This window comes from Haemophilus haemolyticus, assembly GCF_001008275.1.
GTDB classification, from domain to species: Bacteria; Pseudomonadota; Gammaproteobacteria; order Enterobacterales; family Pasteurellaceae; genus Haemophilus; species Haemophilus haemolyticus_P.
On the sequence record NZ_LCTH01000056.1, the window covers coordinates 1 to 21,080 of the forward strand.

Here is a 21,080-nt window from a genome sequence, read left to right on the forward strand (position 1 = left end):
CCAGCTACTTCAGCACAACCAGTTACTTCAGCAGAGGCAGGGAAAGGCAAAGACCCCTTATCAGATAATTATTTTCCATCAACAGGGCAAGTATCAGGTAATTATTTAAACTTACCAGTAAAAGAAGTTAAATCAGTTGATATTACAACGTTCTCAAGTAATGAACCTGACGAAGTTAATAAATTAATTGTTGAAGGGAAAGCAATTGATATTATTCCTGGTAACCTATCTTCAGGCAAATATATACTAATAGATACAAAGAATGATATACGCCTTGTCGGTGGAAGACAAAATATTCGTTGGGGATATGTTGGTTCTTCTCAAACAACTGAGCATTATGTTGTAGCCCAAGGTACATACGCCACCAGTAAAAGCGATATGGACAAGATGGCAGGAGTAATTCAATATTCTGGTTATGCTGCACATTTATATAACACCGTTCCAGGACACCATGGAGTTGATAAGGTTGTTCCTGGTAAAGTGGATATTAATGTAGACTTTGGTACTAAAAAATTAGCTGGTAAGATAGTTGCTACCGATAATTACCAATTTGGCGCAGACTCAGTCGTCAATTTATCTGCTGATGTTAAAGGAAATAAATTTGAAGGTTCGCTAAACGGCACTTCAACAGAAGGAGCCTTCTATGGTAAAGATGCTGCTGAATTAACAGGATATTATGTTAATCCTGATAAAAAATATTTAGGTGTTTACGGCGCATCTAAACAATAATTTTTAGTATTCCTTAATAAAGCAAGCTTAAGCTTGCTTTATTCTTTCCCAATAAGGATAAAAATGAATATACAAACTAAATTTAGTTTATGTCTCACCGTCGCATTATTTTTAGCGTCAAATTCTATTGCTGTAGAAAAATCTCCGCAGCCACATGATGGGCGTTTAGATGAACAGCTACATTTGGCTAAACCAAATTTACCACAAAAACCAACCGCACTTTTGACGAGTAATAATCCATCAAAGTTATCGATTACAAAAGAAGAATTAGCGAAACATCCAGACTTGATTATTCGCGGTCTTATTCCTGCAGTATTACAAAATAATGGTGAGGCAGTACAACTTTTATTACCGCTATATCAGCCTTTACCTAAAAAAGATCCGTTTTTGTTAGAATGGGCTGAAGCGATTGATTTACGAGAAAAAGGACATTTTTCTGATTCCGTTAAAGCCTACCGACACTTATTTTCACAAAAAACTGATCTTTTACCTTTACGCTATCAATTAGCTCAAGCCTTGTTTCTGAATAATGATAACGAGGCGGCAAAAGATCAATTTCAAAAGTTAAGAGCAGAGCAAGTTTCCCCTGATTCTGTAAAAATAATTGAACAATATCTTTCAGCCTTAAATCAACGAGATCAATGGAAAATCCAAGGTGGGTTTAGTTTTTTAAATGAAAGTAATATCAATAATGCGCCAAAAGCAGGCACCAAAATTGGCAACTGGACTGCTTGGGAAAAAGAAAGTGCCAGAGGATTTTCGTATTTTGGGAATGCTGAAAAGAAATGGTCATTACCTCACAACTACTTTACAAAATTGTCCTTGGAAGGTAGTGGAAAATATTATTGGGATAACAAAAAATATAATGAATTTAACGCGAGAGCTGGTGTGGGTATTGGATACCAAACTGCACGATTTGAACTATCATTAATGCCATTTACAGAGAAGCGCTGGTATGCAGGCGGCTCATCTGGCGGAAATGCGATGAAACAATACTCTAAAAATTCAGGTGCTAGATTGGATTTATCCAATTGGCTAAATGAAAAATGGCAAATTTCGACCGCACTTGAGTATGGTGAACAACGCTATGAAACTCGTAAACATCTCAATGGAAATAACTATCTAGCTTCCGCTACACTACTTTACCTAGCGAAAAATGGACAGTATTGGTTTGGTGGAGCTGATTATAATCGCGAAAATACTCGAGATTTAGATAACGCTTATCAACGAAAAAATGTCCGATTAGGATGGGGACAAGAATGGAAAGCAGGCATATCAACTCGTTTAATCCTGAATTATGCACAACGAGCCTATAAAGAAAAAGATCTTATTGGTATTCGCCAGAAAAATAAGGAATATGCATCAGTATTTACTATTTGGCATAGAAACTTTCATATCTGGGGAATCACACCAAAATTATCTTGGTCGTATCAAAAGGTAACCAGTAATCATCCTTTTTATGAATATGATAAAAATCGAATTTACTTAGAAATCAGCAAAACATTTTGAATTATTCAAAAAAGTTGTAAGATTAGCAAACACAAGGGGCGTATGAAATATACGCCCCTTATACCATTCAAAAATATACTTTCACTTATAAAAAATTTAAGGAAGAAACATGACATTAAAACAACGTTATCAACAAGCTGCCAAGGAGGCTAGTTGGGCATTAGGTCTATCTATTTTATATGTGATAGGTTGGTGCTTATGTGCTTATTTGCCTAAAGAAACTCAAGGGCCGATTGGTTTCCCTCTCTGGTTCGAGCTCTCTTGTATTTATTTGCCTATTCTATTTATTGTAATTGGCCATTGGATTATCAAAATTATTTATCAAGATATCTCTCTTGAAATCAAGGATAAGGAGAATCAAAAATGAATTTAGGTATTATTCTCCCTTTAATTATTTATCTTGCATTTATATTTGGTGCTGCGATTTTCGCTTATGTAAAACGTACAAAAGGCGATTTTCTAACGGAATATTATGTAGGTAACCGCTCGATGACGGGTTTTGTGCTCGCAATGACAACTGCATCAACTTATGCCAGTGCAAGTTCTTTTGTCGGAGGGCCTGGTGCAGCTTATAAATACGGATTAGGCTGGGTATTACTTGCAATGATTCAAGTCCCTGCAGTGTGGCTTGCATTAGGCGCATTAGGTAAAAAATTCGCACTATTATCAAGAGAAACCAATGCGTTAACGATTAACGATCTTTTCCTTTATCGTTATAAAAACAAATATTTAGTTTGGCTATCAAGCCTTGCCCTTCTTCTCGCATTTTTTGCGGCCATGACCGTGCAATTTATTGGCGGTGCGCGTTTATTAGAAACTACTATCGGTATTTCTTATACTCAAGCATTGCTCTTATTTGCTTTAACGGTAGGTATCTATACATTTATCGGGGGATTCCGTGCAGTTGTACTCACGGATACCATTCAAGGTACCGTCATGATTTTAGGTACTATTATTCTCCTTGTAGGAACCATTTATGCACTCGGTGGTGTAGAAAGTGCGGTTAATAAATTAACTGAAATCGATCCTGCTTTAGTCACGCCCTACGGGCCAAATGGAATGCTAGATTTTCAATTTATGGCTTCCTTCTGGGTACTCGTCTGTTTCGGTGTCGTTGGTCTTCCACATACTGCTGTTCGATGCATGGCATTTAAAGATAGCAAAGCCTTACATAGAGGGATGCTGATTGGAACAATTGTTCTTTCCATCATTATGTTCGGGATGCACTTAGCCGGTGCACTTGGTCGTGCAGTTATTCCAGATTTAACGGTATCCGATCAAGTGATTCCAACTTTAATGCTCAAAGTATTACCACCTATTATTGCCGGTATTTTCTTAGCCGCACCGATGTCAGCAATTATGTCCACAATTGATGCGCAACTTATTCAATCTTCTTCTATTTTTGTAAAAGATTTATACCTTTCTACAAAACCAGAAGCTGCAAAAAATGAGAAAAAAGTAAGTTATTTTTCATCTATTATCACGCTGATTTTGACCGCACTTTTAATCTTTGCCGCACTCAATCCACCAGATATGATTATTTGGTTAAATCTATTTGCCTTTGGTGGACTCGAAGCCGCATTTTTATGGGTGATTGTGCTAGGAATTTACTGGGATAAAGCAAATGCTTATGGTGCGTTAAGCTCAATGATTATCGGCTTGGGAAGTTATATCTTGCTCACTCAACTTGGCATAAAATTATTTAATTTCCATCAAATCGTACCGTCATTAGTATTTGGATTAATTGCATTTTTAGTAGGTAATAAATTGGGCGAACGTCATATCGAAAAAACTCAATTAAAAGTTACCGCACTTTAAGCATTAATCAATATGATGTCACCTTCTTCTAAATTAGAGGAAGGTGATATTTAATTTTCTCACTTTCAGAAAGTTCTACGCTAAAACACAGAATTGGAACAATTCACAAGGATACATCAATGCTCTATCAAATTCTTGCGCTACTTATTTGGAGCAGTTCATTAATCGTCGGTAAACTCACTTATTCGATGATGGATCCTGTGCTTGTTGTGCAAGTGCGGTTAATTATTGCAATGATTATTGTCATGCCACTCTTTTTACGTCGTTGGAAAAAAATTGATAAACCCATGCGTAAACAGCTTTGGTGGTTGGCATTCTTTAACTACACCGCCGTATTTTTATTGCAATTCATCGGGCTAAAATATACCTCTGCGTCCAGTGCAGTCACCATGATTGGGCTAGAACCGCTGCTCGTTGTATTTGTTGGGCATTTCTTCTTTAAAGACAAAGCAAAATGGTTTCACTGGCTATTCGGCGCAATGGCATTTATTGGCGTGGCGATTTTAATCAATGGTGGAAAAAATAATGAAGGCATTGATAACATCAGTTTATTTGGCTGTTTATTAGTACTAAGTGCTGGGATCATTTTCGCTGCCGTATTACGTTGGACACAGCGAGTTGTGGCCAAAGTCTCAACGCAAGCCTATACCTCCGTCAGTATTGTACTTGGGACCATCACAACGTTGCCATTTACGCTATTGCTCACAGAAAACTGGCAAATATCATTAAATTCTACGAGTATTGCTGGTTTATTATATCTTGCCATTGGCTGTAGTTGGCTTGCCTATTGGTTATGGAATAAAGGCCTTAATAGTGTGGATGCCAATATCTCCGGTATTTTAGTCGCACTTGAGCCACTATTCGGCATCTTATTTGCCGTATCATTACTTGGCGAAACACTGTCATTTTCAGCCGCACTTGGTATAACAATCATTATACTCGCCACACTTGGCTCTACTTTACTGCCGAAACTTTTGAAAAAATCGGTATAATACGCCCCATTTTATGAAATAAAGGAAAAAACAAATGGCTTGGATTCAAATTCGCCTAAATAGCACCAATGAAAAAGCAGAACAAATGAGTGATTTTTTAGAAGAAATCGGCTCCGTTTCTGTGACTTTTATGGATAGTCAAGATACACCGATTTTTGAGCCTTTGCCTGGTGAAACTCGTTTATGGGGCAACACCGATGTTATTGCGTTATTTGATGCAGAAACAGATATGGCAGAAATCGTCCGCTTATTACAGGAAGCGAAACACTTAGATAGCAATACGGCATACAAAATTGAACAAATAGAAGATAAAGACTGGGAGCGTGAATGGATGGATAACTTCCACCCAATGCAATTTGGTCAGCGCTTATGGATTTGTCCAAGTTGGCGTGATGTGCCTGATGAAAATGCCGTCAATGTTATGCTCGATCCAGGTTTAGCGTTTGGTACTGGCTCTCATCCTACAACGGCACTATGTTTAGAATGGCTAGATGGCCTAGATTTAAAAGATAAAACCGTCATTGATTTTGGCTGTGGTTCAGGTATTTTAGCTATTGCTGCATTAAAACTTGGTGCGAAAAGTGTGGTGGGAATTGATATCGATCCACAAGCGATTCTGGCCAGTCGCAATAATGCCGAACAAAATGGCGTTGCAGATCGCCTACAACTGTTCTTATCTGATGAAAAACCCGCTGATTTAAAAGCGGATGTCGTGGTGGCGAATATTCTTGCTGGTCCTCTCAAAGAACTTTACCCAATCATTAGTCAACTTGTTAAACCGAATGGCGATCTTGGTTTATCAGGCATTTTAGAAACTCAAGCTCAATCAGTGTGCGATGCCTATACGCAAACATTTGCGTTAGAGCCTGTCGTGGTGAGAGAAGAATGGTGCCGAATTACGGGTAAACTAAAAACGCTTTAATTTCTTTTTGTCAATCAAAAAAAGTGTATTTTTTAAACAAATTTCACTTTGCAAAGCAAGACAAAATGCGTATTATAGCCAGCCTTGTCGGTCGTCGACCAGTTCGACACTAATTAGATTTAGGCTTGCTAGGAAGGTAACGTAAAATGCGAATCGGTTCATACCAATTAAAAAATCGTGTTTTACTTGCACCAATGGCAGGTATTACCGACCAGCCTTTCCGTCGTCTTTGTGCATATTATGGTGCTGGACTCACAGTTTCAGAAATGATGTCCACAAATCCGCAAGTTTGGCATACCGAAAAATCCAAATTGCGTTTGGCACATAGCGAAGATTTAGGTCTCAATGCCGTGCAAATTGCAGGTAGTGATCCACTCGAGATGGCGCAAGCTGCGGCTATCAACGTGGAATATGGCGCTCAAATCATTGACATTAATATGGGGTGTCCCGCCAAAAAAGTAAATCGCAAACTCGCAGGCTCTGCATTGTTGCAATTTCCAGATTTGGTGGAAAAAATCTTGCGAGAAGTAGTGGCAGCCGTGAATGTGCCAGTGACCTTAAAAATTCGTACAGGCTGGGATAAATCTAATCGAAACTGCGTTCAAATCGGCAAAATTGCAGAACAATGTGGCATACAAGCATTAACGGTGCATGGTCGTACACGCGCTTGTCTTTTTGAAGGCGAAGCGGAATATGACAACATCAAAGCCGTTAAACAAGTGATTGCCATACCGGTTATAGCCAATGGTGATATTGATTCTGCTCGGAAAGCAAAATTCGTTCTTGATTATACCGGAGCGGATGCCATTATGATCGGTCGTGCTGCCTTAGGTAACCCTTGGCTATTTCAAGCTGTGGAAAAGCTAATAGAGCATGATTCGATAAGCCAAATGCCAAGTTTAAACGAAAAGTGCGGTCAAATTTTGCGTCATATTCAAGAATTACATCAATTCTATGGCGAACAAAAAGGCTATCGCATTGCGCGTAAACACGTGGCTTGGTATTTACAGGGAATTCAACCTGATTCCGTTTTTAAACAGACTTTTAATGCAATTAGTGATCCGAAAGAGCAGCTCATTGTATTGGAAGATTTTTTCAATTTAATTTTGGATAAAGAAAAATGTTAGAACAACAACGTAGTCCTGCTGAAGCCTTAACGGTATCAGTATTAAATGCGCAATCACAAGTGACCAACAAACCATTACGCGATTCAGTAAAACAAGCATTGCGTAATTATTTAGCGCAATTAGATGGTCAAGATGTGAATGATCTTTACGAATTAGTATTAGCGGAAGTTGAACACCCGATGTTAGATATGATTATGCAATATACTCGTGGTAATCAAACCCGTGCAGCAAATATGCTTGGTATCAACCGTGGTACATTACGTAAAAAACTAAAAAAATACGGTATGGGCTAAGTTATACGTTTTTTTTAGATAACAAAGGGCGAACATTTTTATGTTCGCCCTTTTCATTCAATCAGATAAAGCACAAGCTATAACCCGTGCTTTAAATTTACCTTAAAATCAACCGCACTTTATTCTACGGTAACAGACTTCGCTAAGTTACGAGGTTGATCTACGTCAGTACCTTTAATTAAAGCCACATGATAAGAAAGCAACTGCATTGGGATGGTATAAAAAATCGGTGCAACGATATCATTGACTTTTGGCATCGTGATGATTTTCATTCCTTCACTTGGTGTAAAGCCCGCTTCTTTATCGGCAAATACGTATAATTGACCGCCACGAGCACGAACCTCTTCAATGTTTGATTTTACTTTCTCTAATAATTCATTATTTGGCGCTACAACAATTACTGGCATATCGGCGTCAATCAACGCTAATGGACCATGTTTTAATTCTCCCGCCGCATACGCTTCAGCATGAATATAAGAAATCTCTTTCAATTTCAAAGAGGCCTCTACTGCAATTGGATAAAATGCTCCACGACCTAAGAAAAGAGCATGATGTTTTTCAGCAAAATCTTCAGCTAATGCTTCAATGTCTGTATCAAAAGCTAACGCTTTTTCAATTTCCGCAGGTAAAGATTGCATTGCTTTGATAATCTCTTGCTCTTTTTCTGCAGAAATATGACCTTTAACTTTACCAAGTGCCGTCACCAACATTAATAACGCAGCGAGCTGTGTCGTAAATGCTTTTGTTGACGCCACCCCAACCTCAACACCGGCACGCGTCATAAATGCAAGATCTGATTCGCGTACTAGCGAAGAGCCAGCAACATTACAAATTGTTAATGCAGCCATGTAGCCCTTTTCTTTCGCTAAACGAAGTGCGGCTAAAGTATCGGCTGTTTCGCCAGATTGAGAAAGAGTAATCAATAAGCTATTTGGGCGTGTAACAAATTTGCGGTAACGAAACTCTGATGCAATTTCAACATCACAGCTCACGCCAGCCAAAGATTCAAACCAATAACGCGCCACCATACCTGCATTATAGGATGTGCCGCAAGCAACAATCTGAATATGCTCAACTTTTTCTAAAATGTGTTTTGCACCATTGCCAATTGAATCGACAATCACATTTTCATGATTGATACGCCCTTCCATTGTATTGATAAGTGCGGTTGGCTGTTCGTAAATTTCTTTCTGCATAAAATGGCGGAATTTGCCTTTCTCTGCCGCGTCATTTTCAAGATTAGATTCGTGAATTTCACGCTCAACTTTATTGCCGTAAGTATCATAAATATCAACTGTACGACGTGTAATTTCTGCAATATCCCCTTCTTCTAAAAAGATAAAACGGCGGGTAACACTTAAAAGCGCAAGTTGATCTGAAGCTAAGAAATTTTCACCAATACCTAAGCCAATCACTAGCGGACTACCAGAACGAGCCGCAACTAAATGTTCAGGATGACGGCTATCCATTACCACCATACCGTATGCACCAGTTAGTTGTTTTACTGCTTTTTTCACAGCGTCTAAAAGTGAATCCGTGCTACGCATTTCCCACTCAACGAGGTGAGCAATCACTTCAGTATCTGTTTGTGATAAAAAGACATAACCACGAGATTTTAATAATTCTCGAAGTTCTTCATGATTTTCAATAATACCGTTATGCACTACGGCAAAAGTGCCTGATGCATGTGGATGAGCATTAGTTTCCGATGGCTCACCATGCGTTGCCCAACGCGTATGCGCAATCCCTGTACCACCAATCAATGGTTTCTCCGATACGGCCTCATCTAATGCTTTAACTTTACCTAAGCAGCGCACCCGTTGTAATTCATGATGTTCATTTACCACTGCAACGCCTGCAGAATCATAACCACGATATTCCAAACGATGTAAACCATTAATTAAGATTTCCGCTACATCACGTTGCGCTACCGCGCCGACAATACCACACATAAGCCTTCCTTATTGTTAATTAAATAAAAAATACGTCTACTTTTTTAACCACACTTTATACGCAAATTACTTCTACGCCATGAGCTAAAATGGCTTGTTTATCTTGTTCTGACAATCCTGTATCAGTAATAAGCACATCAATTTGTTGCCAAGTTAATTCTAAATTTGGCATTTTTCGACCAATTTTCTGAGATTCCACCATCACAACAACTTCGCGAGAAACTTCCGCCATCACCTGGCTTAATCCTACAAGTTCATTAAAAGTCGTAGAGCCTCGCGCTAAATCAATGCCATCGGCACCAATAAAAAGTTGGTCAAAATCGTAAGAACGTAGCACCTGTTCAGCTACTTTTCCTTGAAACGATTCCGAACGAGTATCCCAAGTTCCTCCTGTCATCAGCAACGTAGGCTCATTTTCTAATGCTCTCAATTCTGTTGCCACCGAAAGCGAGTTCGTCATTACAACTAACCCTTGTTTTAAATTTAGTTGTTTAATCAAAGCCGCCGTAGTACTTCCGCTATCTACGATAATACGGTTATGATCACGAATACGTTCGGCGGCGACTTTGGCTATGACAAACTTTCGTTTCGTAAGTTCATCATTTTCGTTTTCATCAATAATTTCTTTTGGCATTAAAATTGCGCCACCGTATTTACGCAATAAAAAACCATTTGTTTCTAGCGCACTTAAGTCTTTACGAATAGTCACTTCAGATATATCAAAAAGCTGCACTAGCTGTTCTACACTCACCTCACCCTGTTCTTGCAAAAGTTGCATAATAGTATGGCGACGTTGTTTAGTATTACGAGGCTGGCTATTTTTTTTCATAAAGCTATCCTTAAATGCAATAGGTTTCGATTCGAAAGTTTATTTAAAGAATATTGTTTTGTAAAGTAAATTTTAGGTAACAAAAAACCCTGCTTATTAGCAGGGTTTAAAATCATTCAAATGTTAATTATTTGATTGCATCTTTTAATGCTTTACCAGATACAAATGCTGGTACTTTAGATGCTGCGATTTGGATTTCAGCACCAGTTTGAGGGTTACGACCAGTACGCGCAGCACGTTCATTTACTTTAAATGTACCGAAACCGATTAATTGTACAGGCTCACCTTTTTTGAGGCTTGCAGTAATCGCGTCTAAAGTAGCTTCTAATGCAGCTTTAGCTTGTTTTTTATTTAATTCTGCAGCGCTTGCAATTGCATCAATTAAATCTGTTTTGTTCATAAACTTGTACCTTCTGTTAAATAAAATTTGACTCTTCAAAATATGCCTGCGGGCTAACCACAAAAGCTGTGCAAAGGATAATCTAACTTACGATGAATTAAAAGCAAGATTTTTAAAAATTGTGACAAATCTCACGTTATTGATGAAATTCTATACCAATATTAGATATCCCCTCCGCTCGGATCTCATTTTTTAAATCTAAAATTAATTCAATATCACGTTTTTCACATTCTTTAAGTAAACGATAAATTTGCCATTGCACATCAAGTTCTGCTTGAATATCTTCACTTTCTTTAAGTTCACTTTCTGACCAATCTCGCCCCGTTTCAGTTTCCAATAAACTCGTTACCGTTCCTAAAGAAATTAAGCTCATTTCCACCGCTCTTTCTAATGTTTCACCCGCGATAATAGCATGTAAAATTTCAGCTAAAGCCTGACAAGCATCTAACGCCGGCACAACACCAAAACTCTCGTAATCATTCACATCAGGAATAATCGTTTCCAATTTCTCCAACTGATTTTCAAAGTTGATCTTGGCATCTTTAACCGTTAAATATTCCCACACCAAATTGAGAATATTTTGATACGTTTTAGATTCAGCATTAAGTTCGTTCATTTGACAGAACAATTTAAAATTTGGTGCCATACGTTCACATAAAGCAGCCATAAAAGTAAGATGTTGCCAACTTTCTAGGTTTTCTAAGCGTTTATGAATCGGATTTCGCATCTTATTTCCTTAATTTATAAGAGTTGGAATATTTATTAATCGCATTTCTTTTCCGCTTTACAGAGTTCAAGCGTCGCATGAATTAATTTGCGAGCGATAGTACCTGTTGGCGGTAATTCTGGCAAGGGTTGATCATAAGAAAACCACTGCGCATCATGAATTTCACTTTCCTGCAACGTAATTTCACCACTCTCATAATCAGCAAGAAAACCGACCATTTGAGAATTCGGAAATGCCCAAGGCTGGCTACCAAAATAACAAATATTTTTTATCAAAATCCCTGTTTCCTCAAAAACCTCTCTCCGCACCGCTTGTTCAAATGTTTCACCGACCTCTACAAAACCTGCAAGAGTGGTATACATTCCTCCGTTCGGGTGATAATGACGCTTATGATTTGCCAATAGAATTTCATGACCACGTCGAACCGCTACAATAATAGATGGACAGATTACAGGATAAGTTCGATACCCGCAGTGAGTACATTGCACGGCTAGCTCTTCTTGAATTTGTTGTGTTTTATGACCGCACTTTCCACAAAATTTATGAGTTTTGAGGAAATGATTAATTTCCACACCTCGGCTTAATACATTGAATTCATCCTCTGGCAGAGAAAGTAATCCACGCAAACTTACATATTCTCGTTCATCACTTTCTTGCTCAGCCACAAGCCACAACGGATAATTTTTCCATTCACCGATTTGCATTGCCTGCAATCCTTCCATTCCAAGCGCTTTAGCCGTACCACAAGGCAACTCATTATTCAGCAAATAAAGGTTTGAACTTTGAGTAAACAACCAATAACCAAAATCATCGGGGTGAAGTATTTTCATTTTTTACTCCATAAAAATAACCGCACTTTCAAAGTGCGGTTATTATAAATCTTCTTTTTACCACTCACTAATAATAAGAGTGCTCTCCACGCTGATGTTCGGTTACATCTTTTGCACCTTTTAATTCATTCGGGAATAAGCTAATAAGTTGTTTTTCTACGCCATCTTTTAACGTAACATCCACCATTGAGCAACCATTACAGCCACCACCGAATTGTAAAATCGCATAACCATCTTCAGTAATTTCAATTAAGGTGATACGTCCACCATGACTTGCAAGCTGTGGATTAATTTGAGTTTGAATCACATATTCAACACGTTCAATTAATGGCGCATCATCAGCCACCTTACGCATTTTGGCATTCGGTGCTTTTAAGGTCAGTTGCGCACCAAGCTCTTCGGTAACATAATCAATTTCTGCTTCTTCTAAGAAAGGCAGGCTAACCTCATCAATAAATGCAGAAAAAGTGTCATATTTCATTTCAACATCACTTTCTTCCACGGCATTCGGTGGGCAATAAGATACGCCACATTCTGCGTTAGGGGTGCCAGGATTAACGACGAAAATACGAATATTCGTTCCTTCTTCTTGCGTGTCTAAAAGTTTTCTAAAATGCGCTTGTGCGGCATCAGAAATAGCGATTTGCTGGGTTGCTTGTTCCATAATTATGTCCTAAATACTTGAGAGAAAGTATCAGGAATAATACGCCCATCGCGCTTTTTTTTCCAGTGCTTTATATTAAGCCCGCGCCAGCCCCCACACCTGAATCTCCTCTACACCTAATTTTCGCAACAATTTTGAGATTTCATTGAGTGTAGAACCAGTAGTAATTACATCATCCACCAGCGCGACACGACGATAAGGAAACTCATTTTTCGAAACAGCAAGAGAAAAGGCATTTTTTAAATTCTGACGACGATCTTTTGCACTCAAACCACGTTGAGTATGGGTGTGTCTCACACGTTTTACAATATTATTCAAATTAGGAATATCCAGCCAACGACTTAATTGCTGAGATAATAAATCAGCCTGATTATAACCCCGTCGCCACTGACGAAAATGATATAAAGGCACTGAAATGATTGCTTCTGGCAATTTAAGTTGATGCGTTCGTTTAGCATCACGCACCGCAAGATATAAAAGCCGAGCTAAAGTGCGGTCAATCCAAAATTGATTTTGAAATTTAAAACGGTGAATCAATACAGAAAGTGGTTCAATATAATGCCCAATAATGACCATCTTATCCCAGCTAGGTTCTTGTTTAAGGCAATTACCACAATGCTGCGCATAATATTGCAATTCCGCGCCACAATGACCGCAATAAGGAAAAGATTTAATTTGTTTTTGGCAACGTGAACATAGCCCATTTTTTGCGATATGAAGATTGCCACGACAGTGGATACAGCGAAAATTAAAAAAATTCATCATCTAAAAAAGTTATTTTTTACCCGCACTTTTTTGTTTCAACGCATCTAACGTTTCTCCTGCTTTTAAAATATGCGGCGTCACGAAAATCACTAGCTCACGTTTTTGATGTCGTTCACTTTCTTTACTAAACAATCGTTTAATGCCAGGTATATCGCCAAGTACTGGCACTTTATCTTCGCTTTTCGTGATCGTATCGTGGAACACACCGCCAAGCACAATGGTTTCCCCATCTTTGGCAAAAACCTGAGTATTAATTTCTTGCTTATCAATAGAGACCACCTCGTTTTGTCCATAAGCGACACGAGAACCTGGTGAGTTTTGACTCACTAATAAATCAAGCAAAATATTGTTATCTTTAGAAATATGTGGCGTCACTTCCAAACCAAGCACTGCCTCACGAAATTCCACAGATTGTGTATCGTTACGAGTATTACTCACAACATAAGGAATTTCTGTCCCTTGTTTAATGCTCGCACTTTTCTTATTCGTGGTTAGTAAGCGAGGACTTGCGATAATTTCTACATTATTTTCACGCTCCAAAGCGCTCAATTCTAAATCGAGCAATCGCCCATTAATTTTTGCGACTTGTAATGCTATCGATCCAGCAGGTGTCGTCGTTGTCGCAAAATTTACATTAAGATTATCCGTAATATTTTCAAAACCATTGCCTGCGAGGCTACCCGCTACACGCCCCGCATTTTCCGTTGGATTAAAAATCCCCCAGCGAACGCCAAGTTCTTTCAAACTCTCATCCGTAATTGTCACAATACGCGCTTCAATAGCGATCTGCTCAATAGGTTTATCCATTTCAGAAATTAGTTTTTTGATATTTTGCACAGAACGAGGTTCATCTTGAATCACGAGCAAATTACTGCGATCATCAAAGGTAATGCTCCCTGCTGGTGAAAGCAAAGAGCCACTTCCTGTCGTTAAGGACTTCATTAATTCAGAGGCTTTAGCAAAATGGAGTTTTACCGTGTAACTCACTAAGTGCAGTTCATTTGTAGTAAGATTTCCTACAGCTTGACCTTTGCCTGATTGCCCTCCATTCAGATAGTAAATGCCTTCATCTTTATTCAAAGTAAGCTTCTTACTTTTAGCGATTATTTGTAGCAAATGTGGCATGTCAATATTATCTAATTTCAAAGAAATATTGCCTTCTAGCGTCTCATCCATCACTAAATTGACGTCATGTTGGAAAGCTAATTGCTCCAGTGTTTTAGCTAAAGGCGCTTGCGACAAACGAATAAAAAAACGTTCGTTATCTGTTTTAGGATTAGCACAAACGATTAATGGCAAACAAAAACACATTAAAAAACAACCGCACTTTACAAGGTATTTCTTCATAATCTTCCTTTAAAAACTTAATTCTTTCTGTTCAGTGCTATCACATTGCACACCAGACTTACGCATAAATTGAACTTTATTTTGATTGATTTTTGTTACAACATATCCTTCTTGAGCCACATCAACACCTTCTAAAACGCTGTAAATTTGCAAATCCTGATCCAGCAATAACGCCAGGGCTTTATCTTTAGAAATCACTACGCCCACTAATTTTAAAGCGTTCAAAGGAATTTCAGCCGCTTGGCGATTTTCATCCGCTCCGCATTGATTATTAGGTACATCTGAGGAGGTTATTTCTGTCTGCTCCATTACTGTTTGTGCGTTATCAAACTGAGAATGGATACGCTGTGTTTTATCGAAAGGATCTTGTCCCCAACTGCAATTCATAAAAAATAATGCAATTAGGTAAAACCAATACTTCATTTTGTCTCCTTATCTAGCTGAAAAATGATCTCGGTTTGCAATGGGCTGTCTTCGGGTTTCATAAATTGCAACTGGCTTACCGAAAGCTGTGACGTATTAGCTAAAAGTGCGATTAAAAATGTCTTCGTTTTTTCAAAATGACCTAGAAGCTGTAAATGCAAAATAGGCTGTTGCCCCATTTCCCAACGTAAATTCTGAGATAAATCGTTACGCGCAGCTAAACGTTGAATTTGTTTATTCAACGGCATAATTTGTGCAGCCAGTTCTGGAGAAAGTTTTCGACTTTCCGACTGCTGCTGTAAAGAAGTTAAAATTTTCTGTTGATGCAACAATTCTGATCGTTTTTCTGCCAACTCATTTTCGATTTCATGGAAACGTGAGTTCCCCTCGATATAATCTAAAACGGGGCGAAAAATCACCACACTTAATAACAATAAAAAGGTTAAGCCATGAACATAAAAAGGCTGGCTTAGCCATTTTCCAAAAGGAGTAAAAGGATCGTTAAAAAAGGCTTTCACTTTTCCTCTCCTTGTTTCATATCAAAGCGAAAAAACAATGTATGTTGTTCAGGTTGAACCTGACTTAATTTCACATTGGGAAAATGTTTCTTTAAAAATTGATGTACCGACTCAAATTCCGTTTGATCTTGTGCTCTTCCTTCCAAAATTAAGTTATGGGTATCTTGTTTAAATCGGTTTAATTCGCCTTTCTGAAGAGGCAATTCACTTAATCGCAACAAACTATGTTGAACTTGCCCATTTGTGAGAGAGTGCAAAACGTCACCAACTTTCACCGCACTACGTAACAGATCAATTTGCGTGGCAGTTTTGTGAAGTTGCTGATTAAGTTGTTCAAACGACTTTTGCTGAGCCTGCAAATTTTGTTGCTGTTGTTCAATCAAATTGCTAAAAGCCAATATTAAATTGATAGCAAGCAAGATAAATAAAGCGATATAAAAAGCTAAACGACGCAAACGCTTTTGATGTTGATTAGTACGCCAAGGCAATAAATTCATCGACATTTAGCTACTCACTTTTTGTTGATATAAATCTTTTTGCCATAGTGCGTTGCCGAGCGCGATAAAGGGTAAATCTGTTTCTATTCGATGCCAGTGTTCTGGTAATAGCGTATAATTTGAAGGAATTTGATAAACAAAAATTCGTTCAAATTGCCCCTCAAAACGTTCGGTAAATTGCTCATAAAGTGCGGTCAAATTTTCGTGAGATTGTAAAATTTGCGATTGCGACGCTCTTTCACAAATCGCCAAATAATAGTCATCTTCTTGAAATAAAAATAAGGTATTTTCTGACCGCACTTGTTCATTTAACAAATATTGAAATGCACGCAAGATGGTATGAGGAACAACATCTAACACATTAATTTTAAATGGTTGAAAGTCCTGCAGATAAGTTTGCGCACTCGCTTCTCGAATGGCCGTAATCTCTAAACGAAAACCTTGCTTTAAGGGAGTAGAAATATAATCAAACCACAATTCCTCTAAAGGAATGGGCAACTCTTTCTCAATCACAAATTTACATTGTTGATGACATTCTTGCGCATTTAATATTTGCGGTAACATTAATACTTTCGACCAAGTCAAGTGAGCAGAAATACTTGCCACAAACTGCAAAGAAAAGATTTTCCCTTGAGATTGTGTTTTTAAATGTCGCAAAAAACGATTTTTTAAATCGCTATCATTGATAGAGGATTGATAACATTGTGGCTGTTCAAGTTCATCAAACCACACAAAATCAAAATAACCCTGCTTACGGTGAACGCCGATTTGTAAAGTGCGGTGATTTTTCAGGGAGAATTGCATATTCTTTCCTATTCTTTAAAGGCTGAATCTTTTATACTTAGCAGCCAAATCATAGGTCTCTTGACAAGAATATTCATTAACGAAGCGAGAATTTTACGATGCGGATCGCAAAATTAATATTTAGTACCCTATTAACTTTATGTATTTTAGGTTTAGTAGCAGGCGGAATGCTGTATTTCCACCTAAAATCGGAATTGCCCTCAGTAGAGGCATTAAAAACCGTCGAACTACAACAGCCAATGCAGATTTATACGGCCGACGGTAAATTAATTGGTGAAGTGGGTGAGCAACGACGTATTCCAGTGAAATTAGCTGAAGTACCACAGCGCTTAATTGATGCATTTTTAGCGACGGAAGATAGTCGTTTTTACGATCATCACGGATTAGATCCTATCGGCATTGCTCGTGCGTTATTTGTTGCAGTGAATAATGGTGGCGCATCACAAGGCGCAAGTACAATTACCCAACAGTTAGCGCGTAACTTTTTCTTAACGCCAGAAAAAACTATGATTCGTAAAGCTCGTGAAGCCGTGCTTGCTGTAGAAATTGAAAATACCCTCACCAAACAAGAAATCTTAGAGCTTTATTTAAATAAAATCTTTTTAGGCTATCGTTCTTATGGTGTTGCGGCTGCTGCACAAACCTATTTCGGTAAATCATTAAATGAATTGACGTTATCGGAAATGGCGATTATCGCAGGCTTACCAAAAGCGCCTTCAACCATGAACCCACTTTATTCTTTAAAACGTTCAGAAGAACGCCGCAATGTGGTGCTAAGCCGAATGTTGGATGAAAAATACATCAGCAAAGAAGAATATGATGCAGCCTTAAAAGAGCCAATCGTCGCCAGTTATCACGGTGCAAAATTTGAATTTCGTGCTGATTATGTCACTGAAATGGTACGCCAAGAAATGGTTCGCCGTTTTGGTGAAGAAAATGCCTACACCAGTGGTTATAAAGTATTTACCACTGTACTTTCAAAAGATCAAGCTGAAGCCCAAAAAGCCGTACGTAACAACTTGATTGATTATGATATGCGTCACGGTTATCGCGGTGGTGCGCCTTTATGGCAAAAAAATGAAGCTACTTGGGATGATGAACGTATTCTAGCGTTTTTACGTAAATTGCCAGATTCTAACCCATTTATTCCAGCTGCCGTGGTTGGAATGGCAAAAGGTGGTGCGGATCTATTATTAGCATCCGGTGAAAAAATGACGCTATCCACTAATGCAATGCGTTGGACTGGCAGAAGCAATCCTGTAAAAGTAGGTGAACAAATTTGGATTCGTCAACGTACTAATGGTGAATGGCAATTAGGGCAAATTCCAACAGCTAACTCTGCGTTGGTATCTCTTAACTCAGATAATGGCGCGATTGAAGCCATTGTTGGTGGCTTTAGCTATGAACAAAGTAAGTTCAACCGAGCAACACAATCCTTAGTTCAAGTGGGTTCTTCTATTAAACCATTTATTTACGCAGCTGCATTAGAAAAAGGTTTAACACTTTCTAGCGTATTACAAGACAGCCCAATTTCTATTCAAAAACCAGGACAAAAATTGTGGCAACCAAAAAACTCACCTGATCGTTATGATGGTCCAATGCGTTTACGCGTAGGACTAGGTCAATCTAAAAATATGATTGCTATTCGTGCTATCCAAACGGCAGGTATTGATTTCACAGCAGAGTTTTTACAACGTTTTGGCTTTAAACATGATCAATATTTTGCAAGTGAGGCCTTAGCACTTGGCGCAGCATCATTCACACCATTAGAAATGGCTAGAGCTTATGCGGTGTTTGATAATGGCGGTTTCCTCATTGAACCTTATATCATTGAAAAAATTCAAGATAACTCGGGTAAAGACCTATTTATTGCAAACCCTAAAATTGCTTGTATTGAGTGTAATGATCTCCCTGTGGTTTATGGTGAAACGAAAGATAAAATCAACGGATTTACGAATATTCCTTTAGGCGAAAATGCCTTAAAACCATCAGATGACAGTACAAACGGTGAAGAAGTTGATCAACAACCTGAAACTGTGCCTGAACTGCCAGAATTACAGTCAAATGTGGCCTCACTTAAGGAAGATGCAATTGATTTAATGGCAGCAGCAAAAAATGCCTCGTCGAAAATAGAATATGCGCCACGTGTCATCAGTGGCGAGTTAGCATTTTTAATTCGTAGCGCCTTAAATACGGCGATTTATGGGGAACAAGGTTTAGACTGGAAAGGAACTAGCTGGCGTATCGCACAAACCATTAAACGTAGCGATATAGGCGGTAAAACTGGTACCACCAACAGTTCAAAAGTAGCTTGGTATGCGGGATTTGGTGCAAACTTAGTAACCACAACTTATGTCGGATTTGACGACAACAAACGTGTACTTGGGCGCGGAGAAGCAGGTGCCAAAACAGCAATGCCTGCTTGGGTCGCTTACATGAAAACGGCATTGAGCGACAAACCAGAACGTAAATTACCATTACCACCCCAAATTATGGAAAAAAGTATTGATACTATGACTGGATTGCTTTCGCCATCTGGTGGACAAAAAGAATACTTTATTGTAGGTACTGAACCGACACGTACCTACCTTTCGGAAATGCAAGAGCGTGGTTATTATGTTCCCACAGAATTACAGCAACGCTTAAATAATGAAGGTAATACACCAACGCCTGCTGCACAACCAGAAGAACTCTTCTAAAAATGACCGCACTTTAGTGCACAATTAGGCGAGTCAATTGGCTCGCCTTCGTTATTAAACAAAGGATATATTATGCTGAGTTATCGTCACTCATTCCATGCGGGCAATCATGCTGATGTCTTGAAACATATCGTCTTAATGCTCATTTTGGAAAATCTTAAACTCAAAGAAAAAGGCTTTTTTTACTTGGATACGCACTCTGGTGTGGGGCGTTATCGTTTATCCTCAAACGAATCAGAAAAAACAGGGGAATATAAAGAAGGTATTGGACGCTTGTGGGATCAAACAGACTTACCCGAAGATGTTGCTCGTTATGTAAAAATGATCAAAAGACTCAATTATGGTGGAAAAGAACTACGTTATTATGCTGGCTCCCCGTTAATTGCCACGGAATTATTGCGCCCACAAGATCGTGCACTATTGACTGAGCTTCATCCTAGCGATTATCCAATCCTTCGCAATAATTTTAGCGACTACAAAAATGTCACCGTAAAATGTGACAATGGCTTTCAACAAGTCAAAGCAACACTACCACCAAAAGAACGCCGTGGCTTGGTGCTAATCGATCCGCCTTATGAATTAAAAGAAGATTATGATCTCGTCGTCAAAGCCATTGAAGAAGGTTATAAACGTTTTGCCACTGGTACCTACACGATTTGGTATCCTGTTGTATTACGCCAACAAACTAAACGTATTTTTAAGGGATTAGAAGCAACGGGGATTAGAAAAATTCTAAAAATTGAGCTCGCAGTTCGCCCTGATAGCGATCAACGAGGTATGACGGCAAGCGGTATGGTAGTAATTAACCCACCTTGGACATTAGAAACCCAAATGAAAGAAATTTTGCCTTATCTCACAAAAACATTAGTTCCAGAAGGTACAGGAAGCTGGACTGTCGAATGGATTACTCCAGAATAACCGTCTCTTCCCATTCTAAACGCCACTAAATTTCACCGCACTTTACTTCAAAAGTGCGGTGAAATTTTCTGAGATTTTAAATCCCCCAAATCATTAACCACACTGTTCCCAAAAGCCCATTTTTTCGCTAGAATGCACGCAATTTTTGACTTAATAAAGGATAACATTATGTTTGGAAAAGGCGGTTTAGGCGGCTTAATGAAACAAGCCCAACAAATGCAAGAAAAAATGCAAAAAATGCAGGAAGAAATCGCGCAACTAGAAGTAACAGGTGAATCTGGTGCAGGTTTAGTAAAAATCACAATTAATGGTGCACA

23 protein-coding genes are annotated in these 21,080 nt (G+C 38.6%); 11 read left to right on the plus strand and 12 right to left on the minus strand.

The window, feature by feature from the left end:
* The 8 genes from AAX15_RS07900 to fis all read left to right on the plus strand — a co-directional run.
* A partial coding sequence (locus AAX15_RS07900) for a transferrin-binding protein-like solute binding protein (protein WP_046939957.1) occupies window positions 1–729 on the plus strand: 729 nt, incomplete at its 5' end.
* A gap of 63 nt (window positions 730–792) precedes the next feature.
* Complete coding sequence (locus tag AAX15_RS07905; protein WP_046939958.1) at window positions 793–2,238, plus strand: surface lipoprotein assembly modifier; 1,446 nt, start codon at window positions 793–795, stop codon at window positions 2,236–2,238.
* Between the two features lie 109 nt (window positions 2,239–2,347).
* Window positions 2,348–2,605: a YhdT family protein gene (locus AAX15_RS07910; RefSeq protein WP_046939959.1), complete on the plus strand. Its 258-nt coding sequence runs from the start codon at window positions 2,348–2,350 to the stop codon at window positions 2,603–2,605.
* Window positions 2,602–4,056 (plus strand): sodium/pantothenate symporter, encoded by a 1,455-nt coding sequence (gene panF, locus AAX15_RS07915; RefSeq protein ID WP_046939960.1) that lies wholly within the window; start codon window positions 2,602–2,604, stop codon window positions 4,054–4,056. Before AAX15_RS07910 ends, panF begins: the two co-directional genes overlap by 4 nt.
* 119 nt (window positions 4,057–4,175) lie before the next feature.
* The gene (locus AAX15_RS07920; RefSeq protein WP_046939961.1) at window positions 4,176–5,048 is read left to right on the plus strand and encodes a DMT family transporter; all 873 of its coding nucleotides are present in this window, start codon (window positions 4,176–4,178) and stop codon (window positions 5,046–5,048) included.
* A 34-nt stretch (window positions 5,049–5,082) separates the two neighbouring features.
* Window positions 5,083–5,970, plus strand: coding sequence for a 50S ribosomal protein L11 methyltransferase (gene prmA / locus AAX15_RS07925; protein WP_046939962.1), 888 nt, complete (start codon window positions 5,083–5,085; stop codon window positions 5,968–5,970).
* Between the two features lie 146 nt (window positions 5,971–6,116).
* Window positions 6,117–7,097: a tRNA dihydrouridine synthase DusB gene (gene dusB / locus AAX15_RS07930; RefSeq protein ID WP_046939963.1), complete on the plus strand. Its 981-nt coding sequence runs from the start codon at window positions 6,117–6,119 to the stop codon at window positions 7,095–7,097.
* A complete protein-coding gene (gene fis, locus AAX15_RS07935) occupies window positions 7,091–7,390 on the plus strand; it encodes a DNA-binding transcriptional regulator Fis (protein WP_046939964.1) in 300 nt (99 codons plus the stop codon). The genes dusB and fis overlap by 7 nt, the downstream gene beginning before the upstream one ends.
* A gap of 119 nt (window positions 7,391–7,509) precedes the next feature.
* On the opposite strand, the gene glmS is transcribed toward fis, so the two are convergent.
* The 12 genes from glmS to AAX15_RS07995 form a co-directional block, all read right to left on the minus strand.
* On the minus strand, window positions 7,510–9,342 hold the full coding sequence (glmS, locus tag AAX15_RS07940; RefSeq protein ID WP_046939965.1) for a glutamine--fructose-6-phosphate transaminase (isomerizing): 1,833 nt from the start codon (window positions 9,340–9,342) through the stop codon (window positions 7,510–7,512).
* A gap of 55 nt (window positions 9,343–9,397) precedes the next feature.
* Window positions 9,398–10,171, minus strand: a complete 774-nt coding sequence (locus tag AAX15_RS07945; protein WP_046939966.1) for a DeoR/GlpR family DNA-binding transcription regulator — start codon at window positions 10,169–10,171, stop codon at window positions 9,398–9,400.
* Between the two features lie 127 nt (window positions 10,172–10,298).
* The gene (locus AAX15_RS07950) at window positions 10,299–10,571 is read right to left on the minus strand and encodes an HU family DNA-binding protein (protein ID WP_005641275.1); all 273 of its coding nucleotides are present in this window, start codon (window positions 10,569–10,571) and stop codon (window positions 10,299–10,301) included.
* A 136-nt stretch (window positions 10,572–10,707) separates the two neighbouring features.
* Window positions 10,708–11,298, minus strand: a complete 591-nt coding sequence (locus tag AAX15_RS07955) for a YjaG family protein (RefSeq protein ID WP_046939967.1) — start codon at window positions 11,296–11,298, stop codon at window positions 10,708–10,710.
* A gap of 35 nt (window positions 11,299–11,333) precedes the next feature.
* Window positions 11,334–12,128 (minus strand): NAD(+) diphosphatase, encoded by a 795-nt coding sequence (gene nudC, locus AAX15_RS07960; RefSeq protein ID WP_046939968.1) that lies wholly within the window; start codon window positions 12,126–12,128, stop codon window positions 11,334–11,336.
* Between the two features lie 67 nt (window positions 12,129–12,195).
* Window positions 12,196–12,792 (minus strand): Fe-S biogenesis protein NfuA, encoded by a 597-nt coding sequence (gene nfuA, locus AAX15_RS07965; protein ID WP_046939969.1) that lies wholly within the window; start codon window positions 12,790–12,792, stop codon window positions 12,196–12,198.
* Window positions 12,793–12,867: 75 nt separating this feature from the next.
* On the minus strand, window positions 12,868–13,554 hold the full coding sequence (locus tag AAX15_RS07970) for a ComF family protein (RefSeq protein ID WP_046939978.1): 687 nt from the start codon (window positions 13,552–13,554) through the stop codon (window positions 12,868–12,870).
* A 12-nt stretch (window positions 13,555–13,566) separates the two neighbouring features.
* Entirely contained in the window at window positions 13,567–14,904 is a 1,338-nt protein-coding gene (locus tag AAX15_RS07975) for a type IV pilus secretin PilQ family protein (RefSeq protein WP_046939970.1), read from the minus strand.
* A 9-nt stretch (window positions 14,905–14,913) separates the two neighbouring features.
* Window positions 14,914–15,327: a pilus assembly protein PilP gene (locus AAX15_RS07980; protein ID WP_046939971.1), complete on the minus strand. Its 414-nt coding sequence runs from the start codon at window positions 15,325–15,327 to the stop codon at window positions 14,914–14,916.
* Window positions 15,324–15,845 (minus strand): competence protein ComC, encoded by a 522-nt coding sequence (comC, locus tag AAX15_RS07985; protein ID WP_046939972.1) that lies wholly within the window; start codon window positions 15,843–15,845, stop codon window positions 15,324–15,326. The genes AAX15_RS07980 and comC overlap by 4 nt, the downstream gene beginning before the upstream one ends.
* Window positions 15,842–16,348, minus strand: coding sequence for a hypothetical protein (locus AAX15_RS07990; protein ID WP_046939973.1), 507 nt, complete (start codon window positions 16,346–16,348; stop codon window positions 15,842–15,844). Before AAX15_RS07990 ends, comC begins: the two co-directional genes overlap by 4 nt.
* Window positions 16,349–17,146 carry a type IV pilus biogenesis protein PilM gene (locus AAX15_RS07995; protein ID WP_046939974.1) on the minus strand — a complete coding sequence of 266 codons (798 nt, stop codon included), beginning with the start codon at window positions 17,144–17,146 and terminating at the stop codon, window positions 16,349–16,351.
* A 98-nt stretch (window positions 17,147–17,244) separates the two neighbouring features.
* Here AAX15_RS07995 and AAX15_RS08000 point away from each other — a divergent pair, with 98 nt between their 5' ends.
* The 3 genes from AAX15_RS08000 to AAX15_RS08010 all read left to right on the plus strand — a co-directional run.
* A complete protein-coding gene (locus tag AAX15_RS08000) occupies window positions 17,245–19,845 on the plus strand; it encodes a penicillin-binding protein 1A (protein WP_046939975.1) in 2,601 nt (866 codons plus the stop codon).
* A 72-nt stretch (window positions 19,846–19,917) separates the two neighbouring features.
* Window positions 19,918–20,763 (plus strand): 23S rRNA (adenine(2030)-N(6))-methyltransferase RlmJ, encoded by an 846-nt coding sequence (locus AAX15_RS08005; RefSeq protein WP_046939976.1) that lies wholly within the window; start codon window positions 19,918–19,920, stop codon window positions 20,761–20,763.
* Window positions 20,764–20,931: 168 nt separating this feature from the next.
* A partial coding sequence (locus AAX15_RS08010; protein ID WP_046939977.1) for a YbaB/EbfC family nucleoid-associated protein occupies window positions 20,932–21,080 on the plus strand: 149 nt, incomplete at its 3' end.